Origin of the sequence: Brasilonema sennae CENA114 (assembly GCF_006968745.1) — a bacterium.
GTDB classification, from domain to species: domain Bacteria; phylum Cyanobacteriota; class Cyanobacteriia; order Cyanobacteriales; family Nostocaceae; genus Brasilonema; species Brasilonema sennae.
In genome coordinates this window covers 39,645-57,624 of record NZ_CP030120.1, presented here as the reverse complement: position 1 = coordinate 57,624, position 17,980 = coordinate 39,645, and the positions used below count along the sequence as shown (strand labels likewise).

The following is a 17,980-nucleotide window of genomic DNA, read 5'->3' as shown; positions in this document are numbered from 1 at the left end:
AAAAGTTAATTCATAATTCGTAATTCAAATGACTCACCCCTTTCCACCACCAACCATTAAACCCTTAGAGCGTCTTCATCCCACAGATGGTCTGTTAATAAATGCCGAACGTTGGCGCAAGGCGCATGACTACCACCTAAGAAGGCAAAATGCTCACTATCAATCTTTAAATCAACCAGGCATAGTTTGTGGTTTAGGAGTCAGAGTTATTCCCGCCCCCCGTCAAGTAGAAGCGCGATATCGAGATGAACGTTGGGTACAAATTCAACCTGGAATTGCAATTGATTTAATGGGTCATGTGATTGTTGTACCCAATGTGATTGACTTTCGGATTGCCACAGAAGTCACTGATACCGATCCTGTCACAGTTTATTTAGTAGTCAGTTATGTAGATCCCGATCAATTGCGGCGAGAAGTACAAGGAGACGTTGTTCAAGAAACATTCCGAATTGATGAAAAAAGTACTTTACCAAATAGTTCAGAAGTAGAAATTTGCCGAGTCATCTTACCACCAGGTCCAGTTTCTATTTCCCAACCATCTGACGTTTTTTTTCCTGGATATAACGATATCGATCTGCGTTTTCGTAATTTAGCACAAGCCAGACCTCAAGCAATTATTCGCATGGCTCAAGTGAATCATAGCGATTCTGAATGTTCTCGTAACTTTTTTCAACTCTCATATTTATTACAAGCTATAGAACCTCTTTACCCTTTTTTACGAGGAACGGATGAAGTTTATCAAGTCACTTTAGAAGAAAATATTCAGGATTATGACTTACTTTACCTCACAGGTCAACAAGCACTTTCTCTTAACAGCCCAGAATTAGAATCCTTAAAAAAATATATAAGCGATGGAGGTGTACTGTTAGTTGATGCGCCTATAAGCGCCACTGCTTTAATTGAAAGTGTTCAAAGTTTAGCTCAACAGTTAGACTGTCCCTTAAAACCTTTAGAAGAGTGGAGAAAAGATCATCCTTTACGAACAAAACCTTTCTTATTTGCAGCGTTGCCAATTATCAATCAACAAAACATTCAACTTCAAGTAGGAGGAGGAATTATATTATCAATTGGTGACTTGGCATCAGCATGGGGGCTAGATAAAGCATTGTCTTTGCCGAGGCTAACCATTCGCACAGCCCAGGAATTGGGAATTAATATTCTGAATTATGCTTGGAAACGGCGGCAATTGACAGGTTTGCAGAAGGAAGACTACGCAGGGCAGTGGTAAACTTGTCTAGTATTGACCTCTCTACCCCTAAATACAAGGTTGAGGTAACAAAACCCAACAAATCTATCCATATAAATAGGACGATAAACTCAAACTAAATCCAGGCAATAGATTTTCACCCCTTAATTTTGTCGGTAGATTTTGCACTTCTACATCAACTCCGGGACGATAAATTTCTACTTGTTGCTGCTGGGGATTAATCAACCATCCCAATTGTACTCCTGCATCTATATATTCCCGCATTTTGTCGCGCAGCAGTTCCAAATCATCTGTAGCTGACCTTAATTCAACAACAAAATCCGGTGCGATGGGGGGAAACTTGCGTCTTTGTTCTGGCGTGAGTGCTTCCCAACGTTTCTTTTGAATCCAAGCAGCATCAGGAGAACGATTTGCGCCATTGGGTAACTTAAATACAGTAGAGGAACTGAAGATATAACCAAGACCTGTTTGCCGATTCCAAACTCCCAAATCAATAATTATATCAGCTTCTCGATTACCGCTCTCCCCTCCAACAGGTGGCATAATAATCAACTCTCCCCTGGATGTTCGTTCAAACTGTAACTCGCGGTTATTTTGACATAGCTCATAGAACTGTTCGTCGGTCAAATGAACGGTATCTAAATTTAATGTCAAAATAGTCATAACCCTACACCTAGCGGGGATATCGATATAAGAAATTAACTGGGCGATTTTGCTCATCGCAGGTTACATCTATGTTAACAGTCAGCCGTAAACAAGGTGTGTCTGCCTCATATTCTGGTAACTGATCAAGTCCATAACTTCAAGACCAGGGATGATGCACTTAAGCAGAAGCCCAACTTCGTTTACCTTAACTGATTGCAAGTCTGCAACCTGGTGAAGAAGTGCAGATTTTTTCGGGCGATAGCTCCGCGCAGAGCGCATCATCGCTAGACTGATTGCCGAACCCCAACCATCCCGTAAGCCTCGCCAGCCCGGTAGTGCGATCGCAACCCTAATCATCTTGTCCAAATTTGATTGGTTTTTGGGAAAACAAGAGCGATTGCCCATGCATGAAGGTTGATTCGCGTGCGATACGCACAAGCTAAAGCCGATGGCTTATCGCGCTTTCTTGTAGCCACAGTCTTAATAGTCTTGCGTTCGCCCATGCATGAAGGTTGATTCGCGTGCGATACGCACAAGCTAAAGCCGATGGCTTATCGCAAAGAAGGAGGACCAACAAATATTAGACTAATGTCTAATAGATTAAGGCAATGGTGGGTGAGACAATGTTTGGATCACCCACAGTTGAGTTCTGAGGCTGGCAATGAACAAACGATCGCACATCCACAAAAAAGCTGACTCGTCCGCTTCAAACCCAGTACTCAGTCAGATCCGGTCGCGCCCCTTTATTGCCCAACCTAAACCGCAATCACAGAACCCTTTGACACAAACGGAAACAGAGAATCAAGAATTTCAACAGCAAAAGCTTGAGGCGACGAAACTAGAGATCCAGGCAAAGTATGGCACACTAACGCCAGAGGGACAGGAACAGCTCACTGTATTGCAGGCAAAAATGAGTGGCTTGTTGCACAGGAGACTCCAACACGCATCGAGCTTTGGTCACAACTTTGCCAATATCCCCATAAGTCGTCCTGATGCACCATCAAAGCTTGCGGTGCAAACAAAACTTACAATTGGAGAGCCGGGAGATAAGTACGAACAGGAAGCGGATCGGGTAGCAGCACAAGTCGTCAACCAGATTAATGCACCTGTTTCTCAGCAGTCAAGTCAAAATCTTCAGCGAGAGGAAATATCTGAAGAAGCGAAACAACTTCAAATGAAGCCAATGTTACAGCTTCGGTCAGCTAAGGTTGGGATGACTGCTGCGCCAGACCTGGAAGCGTCAATTAAACAGGCACGGGGTGGTGGGCAACTTCTAGCTGACAGTATCCGAGAACCAATGGAGCAGGCAATTGGGGCTGACTTTAGTAGGGTGAAGGTTCACACAGATTCTCGGGCTAACCAGTTGAATCGGTCGCTACAGGCGAGGGCTTTCACGACGGGACACAATGTGTTCTTTCGGCAAGGAGAATATAATCCTGGTAGTCGAGGGGGGCAGGAGTTGATTGCCCATGAGTTGACCCATGTGGTGCAGCAGAATGGGGGAGCAGTGAGCAAAAAGCCATTACCACAGCCACAGTTATCGCAACACCCCGCCACCGAAGCCCCATCGACATCGGGCTTGATCCAAGCGATGGAAAGTTCGAGGGGCGAAGAAGCAAGTAGTCCAGTAGAGGCGGGAGAGACCCCAATTATAGTAAAAAAAGAAGGAGGAAAAAAGGCAGAATTTACAATTAAGGGACTTATCAATTGTGTAGGAGTGGTGATAAAAGTCTATGAACCTGGTGGTTTTGACCATATTGCAGCGGTAGGAGGTCATTTTGTCACACCAAAAATGTATGATACAGAAAAAGATACGTTGACAAACGATGGAATGGCATTTATCAGTAAAATAAATACCTTGATAGGCAAAGTCGATAAAAAGAACTTAGAAGCAGAATTCCATGTAAAAGCATCAGCAGTGGCGGGGTCAAAGTCTACTGCAATGGAAGAGGCAAAGAAGGCAGCTAACGCCATAAAAAACGAATTAAACATTGGAGGTGGAATTTATCAAAGTAGCGACGAAGTACACGTAGTTATTTAAAGAATAAAAAGAGGACAGGTAGACAGCGGCAAGAACGTACTTGCGTACCAGTCTAAGAGGATGTTTGAAAAGTAGGCAAACGAGTAAAAAAAGCTCTCAGAGCATAAGCTGTAGATAAGTAGATACAGCACCATTGAGAGCCATGAGTAAAGCATACTCCAGCAACCTCACCCAAGACCAATGGGAATTGCTAGAACCATTAATTCCAGTAGGCAAAACAGGTGGTCGTCCAAGAGTTGTAGATATGTGGCAAGTAATCAACGCAATTTTCTATGTATTGACACAAGGATGTACTTGGCGAAACTTACCGGAAGACTTCCCCAATTGGCAAACGGTATACACGTACTTCCGTAATTGGCGCTCATGTTGGAACATGGGTGAGCATGCATGACCACCTCAGAGACTGGGTGAGAGTGGACAACGAGCGAGCAGTCAGCCCAACAGAAGCAATCATCGATAGTCAAAGTGTCAAGAGTGCGGCTATGGTCAGTCAACAGGTGGGATACGATGCTGGCAAAAAGATCAAAGGACGCAAGCGGTTTTTAACAGTGGATACATTAGGTTTAGTACTGCGAGTGTTAGTAAGTGCCGCCAGTGTGGATCAACGCTCCGGTGGTAAACAAGTACTCCAGAAGGTCAAACAGATGGGGAACAAAATGTCACGTCTGACTACTATCTGGGTTGATGGTGGTTACGATGGCAATCCCTTTATGCAGTGGGTGATGGATTTATGCCGATGGATTGTGCAAGTCGTGTTGCGACCCCATGAACACAAGGGTTTTGTTTTATTGCCTAAACGTTGGGTCGTTGAACGTACTTTCGGTTGGCTGACTGGATGTCGGCGTTTGAACAAAGACTACGAGCTATTACCCCAAACTTCGGAGACTCTTATTTACCTTGCCATGATCCGGATCATGGTCCGGCGTTTGGCATAAATTTTACCCCTCATCACTTTTCAAACACCCTCTAACGTAAATAACAGTGCGTACGCTGTTCCTGGAGGAAGCGTCAACGATGTGAGACGCACCATTAAGAAGAATATATACGGTTTGTTACGCTGTTGCTAACACACTATCCGAAAACGTTTGATCGCGTAAGGCACGAACCATACCCAAACAAATTGATCGTTGAGCTTGAAGTGCGATCGCGGGTTGGGAAAAACTGGAAGGGCGATCGCTTAATGCAACGAGTGCGATCGCCGATCTTGTTGTAGTGCGATCACCTGATCTTGTCGGGTGCGTTACTTAGTGAATGCACCACGCCAACCCCAAACGAAGCGATTCTCCCAATAAAGGTTTTGTCTGGGTGCTGCTCAATCAAAAACCTGGGACATCACCTCATTCACGGCCAGTGCGATCGCGCTTTCTTGTAGCGACATTAATAGTTTTGCGTTCGCCCAGATTGAAGTTTGATGAATGTGCGATTGCAAAGAAGGAGCGCTAACAAATATTCGACTAATGTCTAATAAATTAAGGCAATCCTGGGTGAGATAATATGTTTTGATTACCCACAGTTGAGTTCTGAGGTAGGCAATGAACAAACGATCGCACATCCACAAGAAAGCTGACTCGTCCGCTTCAAACCCAGTAAGAAGTCAGTTGCAGTCGCGCCCTTTTATTGCCCAAGCTCAACCGCAATCACAGAACCCTCTAACACAAACGGAAACAGAGAATCAAGAATTTCAACAGCAGAAGTTTGAGGCGACGAAACTAGAGATCCAGGCGAAGTATGGCGCTATCACCCCAGAGGGACAGGAACGACTCACAGTCTTGCAGGCTAAAATGAGTGGCTTGTTGCAGAGGAGACTGGAACACGCATCGAGCAAAGGTCGCAACCTTGCCAATATCCCCATAAGTCGTCCTGATGCACCATCAAAGCTTGCGGTTCAAACGAAACTTACGATTGGAGAGCCGGGAGATAAGTACGAACAGGAGGCAGACCGAGTAGCAGCACAAATTGTCAAACAGATTAATGCACCTGTATCTGGGCAGGCAGGTCAAAATGTGCAGCGAGAGGAAATTTCTGAAGAAGAGAAAGACCTTCAAATGAAGCCAATGTTACAGCTTCAGCCTGGGAAGAGTGGGATGACTGCCGCACCTGAAGTGGAAGCGTCAATTCAACAGGCACGGGGCGGTGGGCAACTTCTAGCAGATAGCATCCGAGAACCAATGGAACAGGCATTTGGGGCTGATTTTAGTAGTGTAAAGATTCATACGGATAGACAATCAGACCAGTTGAATCAATCAATTCAGGCTCGTGCTTTTACGACGGGACAGAATGTGTTCTTTCGGCAGGGGGAATATAATCCAAGGAGTTGGGGCGGACAGGAGTTGCTGGCGCATGAGTTGACTCATGTGGTACAGCAGAATAAGAATGTAGTGCAACGGAGTAAGGATATTCACGTGAAAACGGGGGTGAGTAGTTATGAAGTGATACAGAGAGTTGGGGAGGAAGAGGCATCTACATATACAGTAAACAAGGAAATCAGGAGAGGCAACAGAAGGGGTAGCGTAGATGAAACACGTTATGAGAGTCTAGCTAAGGTGAGGTTTGTGAGAGAATGCAAAAACAAAATAAGACAGGTATTGGAACAAGACCTTTTGAATCAACCACTGTTGGATAAAGGATTCGCTCAAGAGATAGAAAATATTCTCAAGGATGAAACACGTTTTCATGCAATACTCACGAGTCTCATACAAGCTGGAAATTGCGGGGAATTTGCAAATGTAATTTACACACACATTATGGATAATACAAAAGAGCAACCCGTTTATAAAGCGAGAATGGTGAATCCTAACAATTCTTATGATCATGCGCTCGTAATCACATCAGATAAGAGTGTTAAGCGACCGCAGGATTTAAACCCAGAAACAACAGTAGTAGTAGATGCGTGGAACAATTACAAAATACAAAGATTAGACCAGTTTTACAAGGGGGATAACCCTTATGGTGACAATATTAATGCATCCAATATTGAATTTTTAGAAAGCTCAATGTCTAGAGGAAGAGGAGTACCTCAAGAAAAAGTTATTTCATACATTCAAGATGGAGCAAATCATGTTTACAACCAATATAAAAAAGAATATAATAGTATCTTAATAAAATTACAGAAAGACAAGCCAACACGAGGAATTTTTTCTTTTCCAAGGGATAACAGGGCTGTAGATGATACAAGGTCTGCAATGGAAATCGATTAAAATCATGGCTCTTCACTACGCTTCTCAGAAATCGCAATTTAATGTTAAAATCGCTCGAAATTTCCTTTCATTAATTTATGATACCATAAAGGATGGAGACATAAAAACGTTCGTGCAACACAAAGGTATCTAGGCATCCTTAACCTGTCAAGGATGGGATGGGGCTAAGGCATCAGACCATGATTATGAACCAAAAACAACTGTCACTCCTTACGGTATCTTCCTTCCAAACTTTGATGAACTATTTCTGTACTTTACTGAGTCAAAAGTTGCGAGTGACTTTATTATTGATGTTTTAGAAGATTTTTGTTAGAACAAAGACATCGCTTTCCGTTAGTTCAAACACTACTAATTAACCAAGATAGCGGACCGCAAAATAGCTCTCGACGTACTCAATTTATGAAACGTATAGTAGAGTTTGCCAATCAATATAAATTAAATATACGATTAGCTTACTATCCTCCATACCATAGTAAATATAATCCGATAGAGAGGACATGGGCAGTATTAGAAAATCATTAGAATGGTAGTATCCTAGATGAAATAGAAACAGCTTTAAATTTTGCATCTAGTATGACGTGGAATGGGAAAAATATAATTGTTAAATTGATAAATAAAACATATAAAACTGGAATCAAGCTTACAAAAAAAGCTATAGCTCAGATTGAGAATCAGATTCAACGCTTAACCAATTCTCATCATGAAATTTTTCCAATTTTAGGGAATTGGTTTATTGATATATAGCGGTTCCCGCTTGAGTGAAATACAAAAGGTGGGAAGATGATCAAAGTCATAACAAAGTGCATTTAGGATGAAAGCATACTCCACTGACCTCCGCAAAAAAGTAATTGATGCGTATAAAAATCAAGAAGGGTCTCAACGAAACCTCGCAAAAAGATTTAGTGTGAGTTTAACTTTTATCCAGAAATTACTGAAGCAATATCGAAACACTGGAACAGTTGAGCCAAAGCCACATGGAGGGGGGAACACGGCTAAACTCAGTAGTGAACAGATGGTACTGGTAGCCGCATTGATAGAAGAAGATAATGATGCAATTCTAGTGGAGTTATGCGACCGATTAGAAGGGCGGACAGGTGTTAAAGTTAGTCGCTCCACAATGGGCAGAATCACCCAAAAACTGAATTTAACACGGAAAAAAAAACATTACACGCGAGCGAAAAATATACAGAACGAGTCCAAAAACTTAGAGCAGAGTATTGGACAACCATTGGTTCAGTAAATTTAGAGGACTTGATATTCATCGATGAGGCTGGAGTTAACATTGCGATGACTAGACGTTTCGCTCGTTCGCCTCAAGGTAGTCGTGCTTATGGCGAGCGTCCTGACGGTCGGGGAAAAAATGTGACGATGATTGGAGCAATGTCCACAGAAGGCATCATTGCTGCTATGACTTTTACTGGTGGTACTAATGCGTCAGCATTTCAAACATATATCACTCAAGTTTTAGTTCCGAATCTTTGGCCGGGCGCAACTGTGGTTATGGATAACTTCAGTTCTCATAAAGTCACAGGTATCCGAGAAGCTATTGAAGCCGTTGGCGCAAAGCTCGTATACTTATCCCCTTATTCTCCTGATTTTTCACCAATTGAAAACTGTTGGTCGAAGGTCAAAGAGTTTTTGCGTTCACAAGCTGCTAGAACATATCTTGAGTTAGACGAAGCTATTACAAATGCCTTCAATGCTGTCACCAAACAAGACATTATTGGCTGGTTCACCCACTGCTGCTACTATATTGCACCCAACTGAGAACCGCTATATGTTGTGGTAAAACCAGCATGACTTAACTTTTATAGCCGTAATCTTTCAGCTGAAAATTATCCCGTGTTTACATTTTTTCACTTTCAATCAATGATAAGTGTGCAGACTTTTTATGCGTAGATGAGATAGAAAAGAGGTTGCCTTCGGCAACCTCTTTTCTATTCTTCATAATGATAATCATTCTTTTAATAATCCTATTGCTAGTTTTTTTGGAATAATTTATTCCTTGGAAGTCCCTTATCGCTAATCTTGTAGCGACAGTCTTAATAGTCTTGCGTTCGCCCATGCATGAAGTTTGATTCGCGTGCGATTGCAAAGAAGCAGCGCCAACAAATATTCGACTAATGTCTAATGGATTCAGGCAATGATGGATGAGATAATGTTTAGATCATCCACAGTTAAGTTCTGAGGTTGGCAATGAACAAACGGTTGCACATCCACAAACACAAAAAAGCTGACTCGTTCGCTTCAAACCCAGTAAGAAGTCAGTTCCAGTCGCGCCCTTTTATTGCCCAAGCTCAACCGCAATCTGATAAGCCTCTCTCGCAAAGGGAAACAGAGAATCAAGAATTTCAACAGCACCAAGTTGAGGCGACGAAATTAAAGCTTCACGCGAAGTATCGCACTATAACGCCAGAGGGACAGGAACGACTCACAGTCTTGCAGGCGAAAATGAGTGGCTTGTTGCATAGGAGACTCCAACACGCATCGAGCAATGGTAGCAACTTTGCCAATATCCCCATAAGTCGTCCTGATGTACCATCAAAGCTTGCGGTTCAAACGAAACTTACGATTGGAGAGCCGGGAGATAAGTACGAACAGGAGGCAGACCGAGTAGCAGCACAAATTGTCAAACAGATTAATGCACCTGTATCTGGGCAGGCAGGTCAAAATGTGCAGCGAGAGGAAATTTCTGAAGAAGAGAAAGACCTTCAAATGAAGCCAATGTTACAGCTAAAAGCTGCGGAAGGTGAAATGACTGCTACAGCGGGCTTAGAAACTGCCATCAACCAAGCAAGGGGTGGTGGACAGCCACTAGCTGATAATGTCAGAAAACCGATGGAGCAGTTTTTGGGGGCTGATTTCAGTAGAGTGAAAGTTCATACAGATACTAAAGCTGACCAGTTGAGTCGGGCGATACAGGCGCGAGCGTTTACGACGAGGCAGGATGTATTCTTTGGCAAGGGAGAATATAATCCAGCGAGTCGAGAGGGGCAGAAATTGATTTTTCATGAGGTGGCTCATGTAGCGCAGCAGAATGGGAGTGCAGTACAGCGATCGCAATCTCAGGTAACTGAGAAATCACCCCCAACCGCCGTCACCTTGGCGGAGTCTGCGTTTGGGGCAGATACAAGTGGTGTGAAAGTGCACACCGATGCCAAGTCCGACCAGTTAAATAAATCAATCCAACTTAGAACACACTCAACAAACACCCTTGTCCAGAAAAGGGGAAAAAATGACGAAATAACGGAAACAGAACTGCACAAAAAAGTCAGTGAAAACCCTGAATTGTGGTACAGCGAAAACCCTGAATTGTGGGTAGGATTCGAGGGAATAAAACTATCCGAAAGATTAAAAGAAAAGAATGTAAGAAAAGTAAATAGGATATCAGGGCTAATTAAGAAGAAATTCCCCCGTGATCCCAATGGGATAAGGGCAGCCCAAATACTCGACCAATTTATAAAAACCAAAAAACCACCAAACATTCGATCCATACCTATGGAGAAAGCGTTGCCACCCGAACTTCACCCCACAGGCGTGGAATTAAACAGATTGATAGGGTTAGCGCTTAATGTTATCTACCCAAAAGACGTACAGGAAGTCAAAGACTGGTGGGCCAACTACACAAGACAATGGAAAGCACTCGAAGAAGATCAAAAACTGAAGGTAATTGCACATAGAGGAGACGGAGCAACATTCGACAAGATGGGAGAGAAAATGGACCGCAGGGAGTTCAACACCCTTTACTACCATCAGAACGAAAATAGCAGCCAAAGTACCGATAAGTTTCTCAGAGCATGGTCTTGCCCCACAACATTTTTATCAGGAATAGAATGTGATGTAAGAAATACGAGGGACATGATCCCTTATGTCACGCACACGGAAGATGTGCAGGGGATTGGATTGCAGGAGATTAACTTGCCACCTGATTTTATAAGCGACATAGCCATGCTTTATAGCGATCAAATACCTGAGCGGTTTTTGACACTCGAACAGTGGTTACATCAGATAAATTTTTTTATCAACAGTTTGGGAGGTCCCAATGCGCTACAATTCCAAGCGCTACGAGAACAGCAGTTGAGAGGTGAAAATGAATATTTTGATAAAAAAAACCGGTTGAGAATAGAAATAGAAATGAAAGCACCACAGATGGGCGACCAAGATGTGAAGGTGGCAAAAAACCATTGGCAACCAACGAACAAAGTTGTGAGTCAATTTTTAAAAAATACTGTTAATAGCGGCTTCTACGATATAGCCATGTTTAATAATACAGCAGTCCCCTTTAGCATCAAAAAGGATGCGAGCAAAAAAACCTATTTATCTCAAGTGACCTTTGGAGCTGGAGGCAGCGCGGGAAAAGAATACGGGATACGCGAATGGAGGATAGGTCTGCATCTGACTGGTACGATAAAAGCAATAGAACAAGGAAAGGGGGACGGAAAAATCATAACGATATCACCGGGACTAGAACACCCAGGCATATATCAAGATCGGCAGTTACAACCTTCTGGCTGGGCGAACAGCTACACAGATATGACAATAGAACAGGCGATCCAAAGTGTGAGGTACGACATGATCCGAGAAGCGATAGAGAGAAGAAAAAGGGAAAAAAACAAAGGACCGTTATCACTCCATGTGCTAACGGATCACGGGAATCTCGGCGCACAACAACTGAAAACTAGAGGCTTAGCGGTGGGACACAATTATGAAGAAGTACTAGCCTTGTGGAATTCCCAGAACCTCGCATACCACTATCCAGGGGCGTATGGCAAGGACCTATTCTACCTGCTGCTAAATACGGGACTTCAGCCAACAAAGCAAGAAGTAAGAGCGGTGATGCTAAGGCACCCGGATAAAATATAAGAGGAAAAAAGAAAGGAAAAAGAGGGCGTGCGAGGGAAGACAGAAGGCAAAAAGCAGACCACGAGAAGGGTATAAAAAGAAGAAAAAAACAGGACGAAAAAAACAAGTGTAGCGACCGAAAAAACCAGGAAAAGAAGCAAGAAAAAAGCGAAAAAAGGAAAAGGTTTTGTCCGGGTGCTGCTCCACCAACAACCTCGGACATCACCTCATTCACAGCCCGAATCGCCCTCCGCAACTTCCATCGCGTAGCTGCCAAAATCACCCAATCATCCATTCGAGAGCAAAAGGGACTTGAACGTCGGAGGCTTACGGGAGATGGCGCATCGTCCCATTATTTACAGGTTTAACTATAAAAATATTATGTTTCGCAACTTCGTATTATATAGTCTTTGAATCTGCCACCATTATCGACAATAGTCTAAACTTTAGATCAAGTCCAACTACCAACTTCTGCATCAGTCAAAGGTTTCTCCAATTTGGAATACTCACTTTGGGCTGCACGTAGCAAGTGTTTCATCTGCACAGATTCTCTAGCATCAGCAGCGAGAAAAGCCGCGTTGAGAGCAATATTGCGGATGTTACCCCCTGCAACATTCAGCTTTGCCAACTTCATCGCGTCTAACCCTTGTGTGGGAGTACTCGTTGGGAAAACCCGCCGCCAAATTTCAGCCCGTTGAATAGCGTCTGGGAAAGGAAACTGAAGGACAAAGCGAATCCGGCGGAGAAATGCTGTATCTATCGAACTCTTAAGATTAGTTGTCAAAACTGCCAAGCCGGGGTAAGCTTCCATGCGTTGCAATAGGTAACTGACTTCAATATTGGCATGGCGATCGCGACTGTCTTTGACTTCACTGCGCTTGCCAAATAACGCATCAGCTTCATCAAATAATAAAATAACCCCGCCTTCTTCTGCGGTATCAAAGACTTGCCGCAAATTCTTCTCTGTCTCACCAATATACTTACTAATGACTGAAGATAAGTCAATACGATAAAGATCGAGACGCAACTCATTTGCTAAAACTTCCGCCGCTAAAGTTTTACCTGTACCGCTAGCACCTGCAAAAAGGGCGGTAATACCTAATCCCCGCGCACTTTTGCCACCAAATCCCCACGATTCATATACAGTGCTTCGTTGGCGTACATGGGCTGCTACTTCATGCAATATCTGTTTCTGCAACGGCGGTAGCACTAAGTCTTCCCAACCAGCCGCTGGTTCAATTCTCTGGGCGAGTTCATCTAAACGCGGGCGTGCTTGTATTCGGCAAACATCCCATAAAATATTATTAATATCGTTTTCCGGTTTTTGGCTTAAGTGTCCTGCGACTTCCGCACAAGCTGCTTGAATGCTAACGGTGTTCAAGTTGAACTGATTCACCAAAGTGTTGACCGAACCGTTTAATTGAGGAACCAAATCACTGAGTGCCTCTCGCCACACTGCACCTTGCTCCTCTAAGGTTGGTTTGTGAATATCAAAGCTAACAGTTGGGCGTTGTTTTACGGTCATTCTTTCTCGACTGGTAATCATTAAGACACCGTTCAAACGCTCAATTAAATGTGCGATCGCCCTCAGACGAGCCACGTCACTTGTATCTAATTCATCGCAGTTTATCAGCAAAGCACTCGCATTTAAAAGTATCTCCCGATTCCACAAACGAATAAAATTATCTAATTCATTTGGTATCACCGGAACCACCTGTGCAGAAATTGTGTTTAGCTGCAAACCCAACATCTCACACACCGTGACTGCAATATCACGTTTATTTGCATATTCTATACCATAAAATTGGATGCTTGGCAATTCTCCCGTGGTAGGAGTGTGCAACAAAACGGCTGCTGCTTTCTCTGCCACAGTTTGATGTGACGGCACTAAATCATTGCTAGATTGCAACGGCTCTATCATGCCAGACAACCGTTCGTCAAGATATTGTATTCCAACTAAATAGTGTAAAATTCTTTCGTCAATTCGTAGCGGACACAGAGTCAGTGCATGACCTTCTCCTATTTGAATCAAACGCCAACGACGCAAAGGCGCATATGGGGCGATCGCATCCCAATGCGGGTTTGGTAAAGCCGCTAAGGCTAGACCTAACGTAGGATAAGCTTTTTGCCCTTCTGGTTGAGCTGCACTACATACACTAGCAAAGTCATTACTCAACTCCATTGCCGCACATAATAGAAGTACATCGCGTTCAAAGGCTGAGAGATCAAAAATCTGACAAATTCTTTCTAACGCCGATGGGGCGGGCATTGCCTCAGCAGCTTTTTGTAAAGCTTGCTCATATTTATCATTATTACTTAATTTATCAGCAGGGTTAAGCGAATTCACGGAGTACTGCTCTAATAAATGCCTTATCAAGGCTATAGATGCAGATAAATACTGTTGGTTTGCGTCGTACCACTGATTACCCATGTAATTAATTGTATTAACTAATACTGCTCATCTTGATTGGTTTGGAGGAGGCTTTCTGCTCCATCTACTTGCATCTGTGCATCTGTAATAAGTAAGTTCCAGACAAAAGTGTGTAGATAGTCATCATTAATTTTGTACCAAGGAGTAGTGGGTGTGCAATTCATCTTGAAAGCAGCAAGCAAAGGCAATCAATTTCCTAATACTAATCCTTGAGGAGCGGTAGTAAAAATTGACTAAAGTTTAGAAGTTTAATATAAGCATTCTTATTTGCTAACGTTTAACTGTTAATTGACTCGACCTTTGATTAATAGTCTCCTACATTTAAGCCATGCTACCTTCATTGTAGAACGGTAAAGTTAAGAATTTAAGTGACAATTTTAGGATATAAAATTATGCAAGACATTATCCAAGAAATTACAAGATTCTTTGGAAACTTGTTTAGTAGTATTATCAATCGTGTAACTTATGATGCAACGAACGCTGCTGAGCAAAAAGTGAGAGACACTGTTAATCAGCAGTTTGAACGACAAAAACCCAAGCCATACGAGGAAGACAAACACAATTGATATTTTTTTAGTGAGACAAGCCTGCATTCAAAGAACAGATTAGGACTTACGCAAAAGTAAACGCTGTAGGGGCAATTCATGAATTGCCCCTACGTGAAAATAAGGGTTTTAGCTATTGTTTGCGTAAGTCCTACAGATATTGCACTATTCTCAACAAGACCGAAAAAACCGAGTTTCTCAACAAAAAATAAAGAAACTCGGTTTTTGACTTTTAACTTTTTACTTTTACCGTTATCAGTTTGAGCACTCTTCAGGAAGCTTATCTTTCACCTGATTTTCCAAATTTAGATCAGTAGTATCTTCAGAACGAGTGGGATGTAGATTAGTTTCCGTAGTAGGCTGGTTTAACTCAGGATTAGAAGGTTGTATGGGATTTTCCTCAGAGATAATTGCTTCTGGTGGATGACTTATTGCCTGAGACTGACTGGGTTCTTTTTCAAAATTAGATTTAGGAGCAGTCATTTCTTTCCAAGCAGCACTAAAAGCAGCTTTAGCAGCAGATCCCAGACGAGTTCCCAGATTTGTAGCTCCCTTAACAGTAGCAGATCCCAAACGACTACCGAGAGTTGAAGTTCCTTTTGACAGTGATTGCCAGTACTTCTGTGCTTCTTTTTCGAGTTCCTCTGGATCTATAAGCTTTTTATTCTCGACTGTTTCACGAGCTTGACGTACCGTTTTAATATACGTCTCCCGTGTCAAGTTTCCTGCTGCTTTCAATTCTGATATGATGCGTTGATTAATCGCGACAAATAATACCTTGGTTTGGTATTTTGGATCGTTATCTTCAGGATTTGGCGCTGGCACTTTAACTAAAGCACCAGAATTTTCCGCAGGTTGGACTTCCGTATTAATGCGCTTAGGTGAAATTACGGTTACATCCAGAGCTTTAACAATTGTGACATCTTCAGGAACTTCAACGCTTTCTGCAATTGTAATGACAAATTCGCCAGCCTCAATAACATCTCCAGAGTTTAAAAGATAATTTTGATTCAATTCTGTAATCTTATCGTTAACTTTGGAGCCATTTTTGCTACCAATGTCAGTATAATAAATTTCTCCATTCTGCCGAAAAAAATTACCATGTACTCGACTGATATCAGGACTATCCAAAACTATGTCGCAGTCGGGAGAACGGCCTAGTAGGCATCTGTCTTTATGAGCTAATATTTCATCAAAGTCTAGCAAGCTGACTTGAACATTTTTTACCAAATTAAAAATTTTTACTTTCATAGCTTTTACTCTATTAACTAGTACGGGGAGTCAGGAGATAGGAGAGAAGAATACTATATAGACTGGGTTTTAAGCTATTTTCAACTGTTTGGTTATTTATACCGCGCTGGACTAGTTAAAACTCTCTTTACGTAACTGAATTTATTAAGCGCGACATATATGTTGCATAGTAATGGGTATAGCAATCCGTGGAGGATTCGTGAATATTGAGTTAAGACTGTTGCATGTTGACCATTGACTGTTAACATTCAACAGCCCAGATGAATTGTTCACAACTCAAATAGAATTATTGCTATATTTATTTTTTCACTTAAGCTTACTGTTAGGGATTGGACATAAGTCGAATTTTTATAGCTGCTCGTCACTCATTAAAATTCACGTACACGGAACGCCATGCCTGCGAACGCCCTTACAATGTGGTGTACCATCACTAAACAAAACCCGCGCTTAGGCTAGCACTCGACTAACTTACAGCTATTTTCAAGTGCGTAGACTAAACTTAAGGCGGTTCGTTCTGAAGTGGGGAGTAGGAAGTCGTACCACTGATTGCTCATATAATTATCTGTGGCGAATCATACTGCCCAGCTTGATTGGTTTGGAGGGGGCTTTCTGCCCCATCTACTTGTATCTGTACTAAATAAGTTCCTGCCCTAACATTATTGACAGGAACTGCTAACAACTTTGTATCCTCATCGCGTGGGGCTGCGCAGAAGGAGTAAGACTCTGCTCCATAACTTGAAGCCTCATAAAGTAGTAAAGTCACCCTTTGCGCTTTTCCGACTTTAGGGTGGCACTGAATAGAGATTTCTCCTGAATATAATTTATTACCATCCTCTTGAACATGAGCCTTTGACGCGGCAATCGTTGGATGCAGTACGAAAGGCACAATGTTAGATTCAATTTCACAGTATTGCATACCCGTTGCTCCCAACTTAAGGTGTACCACTTGGACACCATGTATGCCAGCATATAGATTTGGTGGCAGTGATAGGCTAATCTGGGTCTCTATCACATCTTGAGGCTCTAACAGTGACTCCACAACACTCAGCCGTATCCGCGTTAGATCGCCACGCAACTGTTTTCCGCGAATCAGTAGGATGCTACCAGCCACAATCTCTGGCATTGACCCTGCTCGGGCTGCGACTTCCTCTACAATCGGTCTTGATAACGGTATTGTATGGGAATATCTATTAGAGTTTCGGCTTTTTATCGCTACCATTGATACGCGATAGGCAGCTGATGGACGATAATTTGTTTGTAAAGCAGACCACAGCTTGGAGGTCTCTTCCATGCTAAAGAATTCTGGGCTGATTTTGATTTGCCTTATGTTTTCAGCCAAATCAGAGATAGATACAGAAGAGAGCGCTTGAGACAAAACACTCGATGTATTGACTGCCGATGCATTTTTCAATGCTGTTTCTATAATATCAGAGGTCAAAACTGGCATCTCATGCAACAACTGCATTACATACCCCAGTAAAAGCTCGGATTGAAAATCTTTGGCTCCGTAGGCTGTTAATAAGTAGTGCAAGTCAAGGGCAAGGGGTGGATTTGCAGAACGTATTTCTTTAACTGTTGGCGGGCGCTTACCTGGTATTTCTTGAGCTATCCAGTCAACATTGCGATTTTGCGTTACTTGATAGAGAAATAAATTGATTTGAGCACGCTCGTCAGTTCCTACTGAAATGCGATCCGGTGGTAGAGCAGTGACAATAACATCACCGATACTAGCAGTGATCGAGTCATTGACCAATCCATTTTCTAACAAATCTTTCAGTACTGCTGTTACGGCTACTAAAGAGAGTGTATGACTCATACTCA

At 42.6% G+C, this 17,980-nt stretch carries 13 protein-coding genes and 2 pseudogenes; 9 read left to right on the top strand and 6 right to left on the bottom strand.

What is annotated here, in order from left to right; translation table 11 throughout:
• Window positions 1-28: 28 nt before the first annotated feature.
• Window positions 29-1,228 (top strand): DUF4159 domain-containing protein, encoded by a 1,200-nt coding sequence (locus DP114_RS33705; protein WP_169264120.1) that lies wholly within the window; start codon window positions 29-31, stop codon window positions 1,226-1,228.
• Window positions 1,229-1,291: 63 nt separating this feature from the next.
• Here the strand turns inward: DP114_RS33705 and DP114_RS33700 are convergent, their stop codons facing one another.
• Entirely contained in the window at window positions 1,292-1,870 is a 579-nt protein-coding gene (locus DP114_RS33700) for a Uma2 family endonuclease (RefSeq protein WP_169264119.1), read from the bottom strand.
• Between the two features lie 81 nt (window positions 1,871-1,951).
• The gene (locus DP114_RS33695) at window positions 1,952-2,218 is read right to left on the bottom strand and encodes a hypothetical protein (RefSeq protein ID WP_169264118.1); all 267 of its coding nucleotides are present in this window, start codon (window positions 2,216-2,218) and stop codon (window positions 1,952-1,954) included.
• A 295-nt stretch (window positions 2,219-2,513) separates the two neighbouring features.
• Here DP114_RS33695 and DP114_RS33690 point away from each other — a divergent pair, with 295 nt between their 5' ends.
• From DP114_RS33690 to DP114_RS33660, 7 genes and pseudogenes are all read left to right on the top strand, one after another.
• Window positions 2,514-3,893: an eCIS core domain-containing protein gene (locus DP114_RS33690; RefSeq protein WP_211178348.1), complete on the top strand. Its 1,380-nt coding sequence runs from the start codon at window positions 2,514-2,516 to the stop codon at window positions 3,891-3,893.
• Window positions 3,894-4,035: 142 nt separating this feature from the next.
• Window positions 4,036-4,828 (top strand): IS5 family transposase gene (locus DP114_RS33685; RefSeq protein WP_246163650.1). Its coding sequence is split into 2 segments (ribosomal slippage): window positions 4,036-4,257 and window positions 4,259-4,828, totalling 792 coding nucleotides; the frame shifts between segments, so codons are not numbered across the junction.
• Between the two features lie 597 nt (window positions 4,829-5,425).
• A complete protein-coding gene (locus DP114_RS33680) occupies window positions 5,426-7,090 on the top strand; it encodes an eCIS core domain-containing protein (RefSeq protein ID WP_246163649.1) in 1,665 nt (554 codons plus the stop codon).
• A gap of 166 nt (window positions 7,091-7,256) precedes the next feature.
• A pseudogene (locus DP114_RS35595) lies at window positions 7,257-7,834 on the top strand (ISAzo13-like element transposase-related protein); the annotation flags it as partial.
• Window positions 7,835-7,901: 67 nt separating this feature from the next.
• Entirely contained in the window at window positions 7,902-8,330 is a 429-nt protein-coding gene (locus DP114_RS35590; protein ID WP_246163648.1) for a helix-turn-helix domain-containing protein, read from the top strand.
• Window positions 8,306-8,857: pseudogene (locus tag DP114_RS35585) on the top strand (IS630 family transposase); the annotation flags it as partial. The gene DP114_RS35590 and the pseudogene DP114_RS35585, both read left to right, overlap by 25 nt.
• Before the next feature lie 429 nt (window positions 8,858-9,286).
• Window positions 9,287-11,953 (top strand): eCIS core domain-containing protein, encoded by a 2,667-nt coding sequence (locus tag DP114_RS33660; protein ID WP_171978406.1) that lies wholly within the window; start codon window positions 9,287-9,289, stop codon window positions 11,951-11,953.
• A 430-nt stretch (window positions 11,954-12,383) separates the two neighbouring features.
• Here the strand turns inward: DP114_RS33660 and DP114_RS33655 are convergent, their stop codons facing one another.
• Together DP114_RS33655 and DP114_RS33650 are read right to left on the bottom strand one after the other, a co-directional pair.
• Window positions 12,384-14,363 carry an ATP-binding protein gene (locus DP114_RS33655; RefSeq protein ID WP_169264115.1) on the bottom strand — a complete coding sequence of 660 codons (1,980 nt, stop codon included), beginning with the start codon at window positions 14,361-14,363 and terminating at the stop codon, window positions 12,384-12,386.
• Between the two features lie 17 nt (window positions 14,364-14,380).
• A complete protein-coding gene (locus DP114_RS33650; protein ID WP_169264114.1) occupies window positions 14,381-14,527 on the bottom strand; it encodes a hypothetical protein in 147 nt (48 codons plus the stop codon).
• A gap of 228 nt (window positions 14,528-14,755) precedes the next feature.
• Between DP114_RS33650 and DP114_RS33645 the strand changes: the two genes are divergently transcribed.
• Window positions 14,756-14,929, top strand: coding sequence for a hypothetical protein (locus DP114_RS33645; RefSeq protein ID WP_169264113.1), 174 nt, complete (start codon window positions 14,756-14,758; stop codon window positions 14,927-14,929).
• A gap of 234 nt (window positions 14,930-15,163) precedes the next feature.
• Here DP114_RS33645 and DP114_RS33640 read toward each other — a convergent pair whose 3' ends face one another.
• Together DP114_RS33640 and DP114_RS33635 are read right to left on the bottom strand one after the other, a co-directional pair.
• Window positions 15,164-16,159, bottom strand: coding sequence for an FHA domain-containing protein (locus tag DP114_RS33640; protein ID WP_169264112.1), 996 nt, complete (start codon window positions 16,157-16,159; stop codon window positions 15,164-15,166).
• A gap of 550 nt (window positions 16,160-16,709) precedes the next feature.
• Window positions 16,710-17,975: a Pvc16 family protein gene (locus DP114_RS33635; protein WP_169264111.1), complete on the bottom strand. Its 1,266-nt coding sequence runs from the start codon at window positions 17,973-17,975 to the stop codon at window positions 16,710-16,712.
• Between the last annotated feature and the right edge of the window lie 5 nt (window positions 17,976-17,980).

What these genes read in the sequence shown, in the direction of transcription:
- DP114_RS33705 (WP_169264120.1), top strand. Translation starts at nt 29, where the DNA reads ATGACTCACCCCTTTCCACCACCAACCATTAAACCCTTAGAGCGTCTT.
- DP114_RS33700 (WP_169264119.1), bottom strand. Translation starts at nt 1,870, where the DNA reads ATGACTATTTTGACATTAAATTTAGATACCGTTCATTTGACCGACGAA.
- DP114_RS33690 (WP_211178348.1), top strand. Translation starts at nt 2,514, where the DNA reads ATGAACAAACGATCGCACATCCACAAAAAAGCTGACTCGTCCGCTTCA.
- DP114_RS33680 (WP_246163649.1), top strand. Translation starts at nt 5,426, where the DNA reads ATGAACAAACGATCGCACATCCACAAGAAAGCTGACTCGTCCGCTTCA.
- DP114_RS35590 (WP_246163648.1), top strand. Translation starts at nt 7,902, where the DNA reads ATGAAAGCATACTCCACTGACCTCCGCAAAAAAGTAATTGATGCGTAT.
- DP114_RS33660 (WP_171978406.1), top strand. Translation starts at nt 9,287, where the DNA reads ATGAACAAACGGTTGCACATCCACAAACACAAAAAAGCTGACTCGTTC.
- DP114_RS33655 (WP_169264115.1), bottom strand. Translation starts at nt 14,363, where the DNA reads ATGGGTAATCAGTGGTACGACGCAAACCAACAGTATTTATCTGCATCT.
- DP114_RS33650 (WP_169264114.1), bottom strand. Translation starts at nt 14,527, where the DNA reads ATGAATTGCACACCCACTACTCCTTGGTACAAAATTAATGATGACTAT.
- DP114_RS33645 (WP_169264113.1), top strand. Translation starts at nt 14,756, where the DNA reads ATGCAAGACATTATCCAAGAAATTACAAGATTCTTTGGAAACTTGTTT.
- DP114_RS33640 (WP_169264112.1), bottom strand. Translation starts at nt 16,159, where the DNA reads ATGAAAGTAAAAATTTTTAATTTGGTAAAAAATGTTCAAGTCAGCTTG.
- DP114_RS33635 (WP_169264111.1), bottom strand. Translation starts at nt 17,975, where the DNA reads ATGAGTCATACACTCTCTTTAGTAGCCGTAACAGCAGTACTGAAAGAT.